General features: G+C 71.1%; 5 protein-coding genes and 1 pseudogene. 2 read left to right on the forward strand and 4 right to left on the reverse strand.

Going from position 1 to position 7893, the window contains the following annotated elements; all coding sequences use genetic code 11:
- Positions 1 to 123 precede the first annotated feature (123 nt).
- From GT354_RS22345 to GT354_RS22360, 4 genes and pseudogenes are all read right to left on the reverse strand, one after another.
- Positions 124 to 1158, reverse strand: coding sequence for an agmatine deiminase family protein (locus GT354_RS22345; protein WP_161358152.1), 1035 nt, complete (start codon positions 1156 to 1158; stop codon positions 124 to 126).
- A gap of 211 nt (positions 1159 to 1369) precedes the next feature.
- Entirely contained in the window at positions 1370 to 3043 is a 1674-nt protein-coding gene (locus GT354_RS22350) for an urease subunit alpha (RefSeq protein ID WP_161358156.1), read from the reverse strand.
- Positions 3044 to 3411: 368 nt separating this feature from the next.
- Positions 3412 to 4188: pseudogene (ureA, locus tag GT354_RS22355) on the reverse strand (urease subunit gamma); the annotation flags it as partial.
- Positions 4189 to 4248: 60 nt separating this feature from the next.
- The gene (locus GT354_RS22360) at positions 4249 to 4866 is read right to left on the reverse strand and encodes a TetR/AcrR family transcriptional regulator C-terminal domain-containing protein (protein WP_161358153.1); all 618 of its coding nucleotides are present in this window, start codon (positions 4864 to 4866) and stop codon (positions 4249 to 4251) included.
- A 174-nt stretch (positions 4867 to 5040) separates the two neighbouring features.
- On the opposite strand from GT354_RS22360, the gene GT354_RS22365 reads away from it, so the two are divergent.
- Positions 5041 to 6570, forward strand: coding sequence for an APC family permease (locus tag GT354_RS22365; protein WP_161358154.1), 1530 nt, complete (start codon positions 5041 to 5043; stop codon positions 6568 to 6570).
- Positions 6567 to 7893 (forward strand): amidohydrolase family protein (locus GT354_RS22370; protein WP_161358155.1); only part of this gene is annotated, 1327 nt, incomplete at its 3' end. The genes GT354_RS22365 and GT354_RS22370, both read left to right, overlap by 4 nt.

Consider the following 7893-nt stretch of genomic DNA (forward strand, 5'->3'; position numbering starts at 1 on the left):
CGGAGCGGGCGGAGCGAGGCGGGACGGGACGGAGCGGAGCGGGCGGAGCGAGGCGGGACGGAGCGGGGCGGGGCGGAGCGAGGCGGGACGGAGCGGCGGCGGCGCCCGCCCCGGCTCCGAGTGTCACGCCTTCGGCTGTTGCTGGGTGATGCAGTGGATGCCGCCGCCGTTGGCGAAGATCTCCCGCGCGTCGACGAGTTCGATCGTGCGGCCCGGGAAGAGCTTGGCGAACGTCGCCGCGTTCTCGTCGTCGCGCGGGTCGTCGAAGCCGCACAGGAGCACCACGCCGTTGGCGACGTAGTGGTTGATGTAGCTGAAGTCGACCCAGTCGTCGTGTGCTTCGAGCACGGTCGGCGCGGGGATCTCGACGACCTCCAGGGCCCGGCCTCGGGCGTCGGTGGAGGCGCGGAGCAGGGCCACGTTCTCCTTGCCGACCTCGTGGTCGGGGTGCGCCGGGTCGGGCTGTACGTGCGCGAGCACCAGGCCCGGACGGGCGAACGACGCAACGATGTCGATGTGGCCGCGCGTACCGAACAGGCCGTAGTCGCGGGTCAGTCCACGTGGCAGCCAGATGACCTTGCGGACCCCGAGGAACGCCTTGAGTTCGTCCTCGACCTGCTCCTTGGTCCACCCGGGGTTGCGCCCCTCGTCGAGCTGGACGGTCTCGGTGATCAACACCGTGCCCTCACCGTCGACATGGATGCCGCCACCCTCGTTGACCAGGCGCGACGCGTAGCGCCGGACGCCGGCCGCCTCGATGACGTGTTCGGCGATGTGCTGGTCGTGCTCCCACGCGGCCCACTCCTGGGCGCCCCAGCCGTTGAACACCCAGTCGGCGGCGGCGATCGCGCCCTGCCCGTCGGTGAGGAAGGTCGGCCCGATGTCGCGCATCCACGCGTCGTCGAGCGGCTTTTCGACGACCGTGAGCGGGCGCCCGACGTAGCTCGCCACCGTGTCGGACTCTCCGATGTCGGTGATCAGCGTGACGGGCTCGTAGCGGGAGATCGTCTCGGCGACCCGGCCCCACGCGATCCGCGCCGCGTGCAGGTCCTCCTCGCCGAACGTCTCGTTCCGGCTCGGCCACGCCATCCACGTGCGCTCGTGCGGAACCCACTCCGCCGGCATCGAAAAGCCGTCAGCTGCGGGGGTGTTCGTCATGTCGTCAATCCTTGTACTCGAAGAACTCGTGAAACTCGTGAACGCCTGGGACACCCGGAAAATCCGAAACACCCGGAACACCCGGAACACCTGGAACGTGTGAACAACTCGCGGAGCTCGTGGACGCGTAGAACTCGTGCACACCCGGCGCCGTAACCAGCACCCCCGTAACCGGCAGCCCAGCGGCCCAGCGGTCACGCGGCCACGCGCCCTAAAGGAAGTACAGCCGGTTCAACGACACCGACTCCGCCGCCTCCGACGTCACGGGCTGCCCGTCCATCGTCACCAGCCCGGTGTCCGCGGCCACCCGGATCTCCGCCAGCCGGTTGTTGTGCACCATCGACGCCGGACCGATGCCGCGCGTCCCGCGCACGCCCACCCGGCGGCGCCGGGTCGGCATCAGGTCGTTGCCGGTCTCGGCCGCGGCCTGCGATGTGAAGGCCACCGACAGTTCGGCCGGCGCCGCGCCGTGGGCGCCGAACTGCGGCCCCAGGACCAGGGGTTCGCACGTGTCCGTGGACGCGTTGGGGTCGCCGACCACACCGTAGGCCGGGAAGCCGCTCTTGAGCACGAGTTGCGGCTTCGCGCCGAACCACTGCGGGTGCCACAGCACGATGTCGGCCATCTTGCCGACCTCGATCGAGCCCACCTCGTGCGCGAGGCCGTGCGCGATGGCGGCGTTGATGGTGAGCTTTGCGATGTAGCGCTTGACCCGCTCGTTGTCGTGGCGCTCGTGTTCGGCGCCGCGTTCGAGCTTCATCTTCCCGGCCATCGCGAACGTGCGCCGGACGGTCTCCCCCGCGCGGCCCATGCCCTGCGCGTCCGAGGACGTGATCGGGATGACGCCGAGGTCGTGCAGTACGTCCTCCGCGCCCATCGTCCCGGCCCGGATCCGGTCCCGCGCCATCGCGGCATCGCCGGGCAGGTCGGTCTTGAGACCGTGGGCGGACACGATCATGCCGAAGTGCTCGCCGATCGCGTCGCGTCCGAACGGCAGCGTGGGGTTGGTGGACGAGCCGATCACGTTGGCCACGCCCGCCATCCGCATGACGTTGGGCACGTGCCCGCCGCCGCACCCCTCGATGTGGTAGGCGTGGATGGTCCGGCCGTCGAGCACCGACAGGGTGTCCTCCACGGACAGGCACTCGTTGAGGCCGTCCGTGTGCAGCGCGACCTGTACGTCGTGGTCCTCGGCGACGCGCAACGCGGTGTCCAGGGCCCGCGCGTGCGCCCCCATGTCCTCGTGCACCTTGAAACCGGACGCGCCGCCCTCGATCAGCGCCTCGTCCAACGGCCCGCGTCCCGACGAGGAGCCGCGGGCGAGGAAGGCGATGTTGACCGGCCACGCGTCGAACGCGGCGAACGCGTGCTTGAGCGCCCACGGCGAGTTGACCCCGACCCCCCACACCGGACCGAACTCCTGGCCCACGATGGTGGTGACGCCCGACGCGAGCGACGCCTCCATGATCCGCGGCGACAGCAGGTGCACGTGCGTGTCGATCGCGCCGGCGGTGGCGATCAGGCCCTCGCCGCTGACGATCGTGGTCCCGGTGCCGACGACCACCTCGACGCCGTCCTGGGTGTCCGGGTTGCCTGCCCGTCCGATGGACGCGATCCGGCCCTCGCGAATGCCGATCGACACCTTGCGGATGCCCAGGATCGCGTCGATCACCACGACGTTGGAGATCACCACGTCGCACGTGTCGCGAACCGGGATCGCCTTCAGGTGCAGGCCGTCGCGCGCGGTCTTGCCGAAGCCGGCGAGGAACTCGTCACCCGGCAGCGCCGAGTCGTGCTCGATCTCGATCACCAGACCGGAGTCCCCGAGCCGCATCCGATCGCCGGCCCGCGGGCCGTACGTCGACGCGTAGTCGCGGGGAGCCATCACATCACCACTGCCGCCGCTCACGGGGCGTCACCTTCCTTGCGGTACACGGCACCCGACCCGTCGTCGGCAGCCGGATAGGACCCCGGAGCACCCGGCTCGGAGCGCGAACCGGAAGCACCCGGGCCGGAGGCCGAATCATCCGCCACAGAACCCGAATCGGAAGCACCCGGCCCGGAGGCCGAATCATCCGTCGCAGAACCCGAACCGGAAGCACCCGAGCCGGACGTCGATCCACCCGTCGCAGAACCCGAACCCGAAACACCCGAACCCGACGTCGAACCACCCGCCGCAGAACCCGAACCCGAAACACCCGAGCCCGAGCCCGAGCCCGAACCCGACCACGACTCACCCGCCGCGCCATCCGGCTCCGCCCCCAGATACCCGCACGCGTGCGCCTTCCGCAGCGCCTCCTCGCGTGCGCCCGGCGCGTCCAGCGGCCCGTCGACGAGCCCCGCGAAGCCGATCGCGACCCGATCCCCGCCGATCGGCACGAGCCGTACCTCCACCGCGGCGCCGGGGTCGAACCGCACCGTGGAGCCCGCCGGAATCGCGAGTCGCCGGCCGTACCCGGCCGAACGGTCGTAGCGCAGCCGGGGGTTGGTCTCGAAGAAGTGGAAGTGCGACGTGACACTGATCGGCACTTCGGAGGTGTTGGTCACCAAGACCGTCAGCAGGTCGGCGCCCACGTACGGGTCGATCGCCGGTCCGCCCGGGATCACCGCCCCCGGCGCGTCGTCGCCGAGCGAACCGGGCCCCGACACCGGCGCGGCCACCGCGCCCGAGCGCGAGCCGTGCCCGTGGCAGTGCACCTCGGGCGACCCCGCGGGCAGGCCCTCGCCGGAGCGGAACGGGTCCGTCACCACGGCCAGTCGGGTCGCGTCCTCGAACACCGCCTCGACCTTGACCTCGGCCGCCACGTCCACCACGCCCGGCAGCACGTCGGCCACCCCGAGCACCGAACGGCCGGCCTCGATCGCGTCGGCGAGTCGAGCACCGTCGCGGGCCGCCTCGCACACCGTGTCCGCGATCAGCGCGACCGCCTCGGGGACGTTCAGGAGCAGGCCCCGGGCGCGGCGGGCGCGGGCGAGTTCGGCGGCGGTGAAGATCAGCAGCCGGTCCCGCTCGGTGGGCGTCAGCCGCATGCGTACCTCCGGATTGAATGGCGTTCAATCCCGCATTGAACGCCATTCAATACGGAGGTGTCAATGACCCAGACGGACCGCGAGCCCGTCGAGGAGCAACCGCAGACCGGCTTCGAAACCGCGCTCGTTCAACGTCGCGGGATCACTGGCCGCGAGCGAGTCGGCCAGCGCGGGATAGTCGGGTCGGTAGTCCTCCACAGGACGCACGAAGCCCTCCACGTAGGTCTCCATCACGGACCCGAGCACCAGGTAGTCCAGCGCGGCGGACACCTCGGCGGCCTCGGCCGGGCTCAGGCCGATCCGCACCAGCGTTCGCGCGGTGGCGTCGTACGCGCCGAGCGCCTCGTGGGTCTGCACCGGACGCCGCGCGATCACGTGCAGCGCCTCGGGGTGGCGCAGGTACGCCGCGCGGTAGTCGCGGGCGAACGCGGCGATTCCGACCCGCCAGTCGGGATCGTCGAGCGCCGCGTGGTCGATCTCCCGCGTTATCACCACGGTGATCGCGTCGAGGAGCTCTTCCTTGGACGCAATGTGGTTGTAGAGCGACGGGCCCTGTACGTCGAGCCTGGTCGCGAGTGCGCGCATGGTCAGCGCCCCCATGCCCTTTTCGTCCACGAGTTCCACCGCGGCCCTGGCGATCATGTCGCGGTCGAGCTTGGGGCGGTTGGGTCGACCCATCGTGCGTTCACCTCGTGCGGTTCGCGAAGACGGCATTGGTCACTCTGCGTTGCCAACCTAGCCGGAACCGACCCCTTCCCCTGCACCCGGTCATGGGCTTACCGTCCTCGAACTAACTAAGTAAGTTTTAGCTTCGTCCCGGCTGCGAGGTCCGATGAACCGCTGCGAGGTCCGATGAACCACGGCACGTCCCGCCCACCGCCCTCGGCGGTGGCCGACCACGACGCCGAACAGCTCGGCGAGCTCGGCTACGAGCAGGAGCTCAAGCGCAGTCTCGGCGTCCTCGGCAACATCGCCGTCGGCTTCGCGACCGTCTCCCCCGTCGTGGGCCTGTACGCCGTGGCCCAGGTCGGCACGACGGTGGCCGGACCGGCCTGGGTGTGGGTGCTGCCACTGTGCCTGCTGGGCCAGGCGCTGCTGATGTGCGTCTACTCCGAGCTGTCGTCGCAGTATCCGATCGCGGGCGGTGCCTATCAGTGGGCCCGCCGCCTGGTCGGCCCCAGCTACGCGTGGCTCGCGGGCTGGGTGGGCCTGTGCGCGGTGGTGTTCGCCAACACCACGATCGTCTACCTGGGTTCGCCGTGGCTCTTCGCGCTCTTCGAGGTCGAGCCGAGCCCGGGGAGGATCGTCGTGGTCGCCGCGATCTTCCTGTTGTGCTGTACGGCGCTCAACGCGTTCGGCATCGACGCCCTGCGCTGGGTGCTCGGCGTGGGCATCGCGGCGGAGGCGATCGCGTCGCTCGGGGTCGGGCTCGCGTTGTTGTTGCTGTTCCGCGAGAACGGCTTCTCGATCCTGACCGACATGATGGGCGCCCAGCAGTTGTCCGGCGGCTCGACACTGTCCGCTCTGCTGGCCGCGCTCGCGGTCGGCGGCTGGGCGTTCTTCGGCTTCGACGCGTGTGTGGCCAGTGCCGAGGAGACCAAGAACGCCGCGCGTCACGTCCCGCGCGCCATCTGGTGGACGCTGATCAGCGTCGGCGGCCTGGTGATCCTGAACGCGGTCGCCGCCGAGGTGGCCCACCCGGACCCGGCCAAGGTCGTCGCCGGCGAGGACCTGGACCCGATCACCACGGCCGTGGTGAACTCCTTCGGGTCGTGGTCGGCCAAGCCGTTCGTGGTCGTGGTGATCGTCGCGTTCGTGGCGTGCGCGCTCGCCTCGCAGGCCAGCGCCGCGCGGGCGGTGTACTCGGTCGCCCGCGACGGCGTGCTGCCCGCGTCCCGGGCGCTGCGCAAGGTCAACCGGCGCCAGGCCCCGATCGGCGCGCTGGTGATCACCACCGTGATCAGTTGCCTGGCCCTGTTGCTCGCGCTGAACAGTTCCGCGATCGGCAGCCTGATCACCTTCGGCAGCGCCGCGATGTACCTGCAGTTCCTGTTGATCGCGCTCGCCGCGCTGATCGCTCGGCTGCGCGGCACGTGGACCCCCGGCGGCCTGGTCCGCTTCGGCCGGTTCGGCACCCCGCTGAACGTGGCCGCGGTCGCGTGGCTGGCCTTCGAGTTCGTCAACATCGCGTGGCCGCGCAAGATCCTGGCCCCGCCGGACGCGCCCGCGTATCAGGTGTGGGCCGCCGTGCTCGGCATCACCATCGTGGTCGTCACGGGCGTGTTGTACCTGTTCGTCAAGCGCCCGCAGGACAAGGTGCGGGTGAGCGAGGCGTTCGCCGACGGCGGCGCCGTGGAAATCGTGGAGCGGAGCAACGCATGACCATCGCCGACCTCGTCGTCCTGGACGCACACGTGCTGACGATGGACGAAGAACACCCCACGACCACGGCGCTCGCCGCGCGCGACGGCCGGATCGTCGCCCTGGGCGAGGACGTACGCGCGTACATCGGCCGCCGTACGGAGGTCGTCGAGGGGGCGGGGCTCACCGTCACCCCGGGGCTGATCGACTGTCACCAACACCCGGTGATGGGCGCCGACACCACGCGCGGCGCGAATCTCGTCGGCGCGCTCACCCTCGACGACGTACGGCGCCGGCTGACCGAGCAGGCCGCGGCGTGCGCACCGGACGACTGGGTGATCGGATTCGGCGGCGAGTACGCGGCGTTCGCCGGCCACGCGTTCCACCGCGACCTGATCGACGCCGCGGTGGGCGGGCGACCGGCGTTCGTCTGGATGTCCGACAGCCACACCGCGCTCTTGAGCACGGCCGCGCTGCGGATCGCCGGCCTGACCGGGCCGCGCGAGTTCGCCGATCGGAGCGAGATCGTCTGCGACGACCGGGGCCCCACCGGCGAGTTGCACGAGATGACCGCGTGCTTCCTGGGCTATCGGGCCGTACCGCCGATGCCGCGGGCCGAACTGCTCACCCGCGTCGAGGCGTTGTTCGCCGACCAGAACCGGCACGGGCTCACCGGCGTACACGTCCTCGACGACGCGCCGCGCACGGCCGACACCCTGGCCGGCCTCGGCGACCAGGCGCGGTTGAGCATGCGCGTACGGCTCGCGCCGTGGTGCCCGCCGGGCGACGTCGATCACCTGGCCGAGCGGATCGGCGAACTCCGGTCGCTGCACGGCCTGATCCGCCTGGCCGCGGTGAAGTTCTTCGCCGACGGCGCGATAGACGGTGGCGGCGCGTGGCTGCACGAGCCGGACTGCTGCGGCCAGTCGCACCGATCGCAATGGAAGGACTTCGACCGCTACGCCGAGGCCGTCGCCATCGCCCGCCGCGCGGGCCTGGCGGCGTGGACCCACGCGATCGGCGACCGAGCGGTATCGCGGGCCTTGGACGTGTACGCGAAGCACGCCGCGCCGCCGGCCGGCAGGCACCGCATCGAACACGCCGAGGTGCTGAGCGACGCCGACGTACCGCGCTTCGCGGCCCTGGACGTGGTCGCGTCGATGCAGCCCACGCACATGGACTGGTCCCTGCCCGACCACTCCGACAACTGGTCCACCCGGGTCGGCCCGGCCCGCGCCGCCCAGGCGTGGCGCTACGCCGACATCCTGGCCGCCGGCGGCCACGTGGCCCTGGGCTCGGACTGGCCGGTGGCCGCGTTCGATCCCCGGCGCACCCTGGCGGGGG

It is taken from the genome of Streptomyces sp. SID3343, from assembly GCF_009865215.1.
Lineage (GTDB): Bacteria > Actinomycetota > Actinomycetes > Streptomycetales > Streptomycetaceae > Embleya.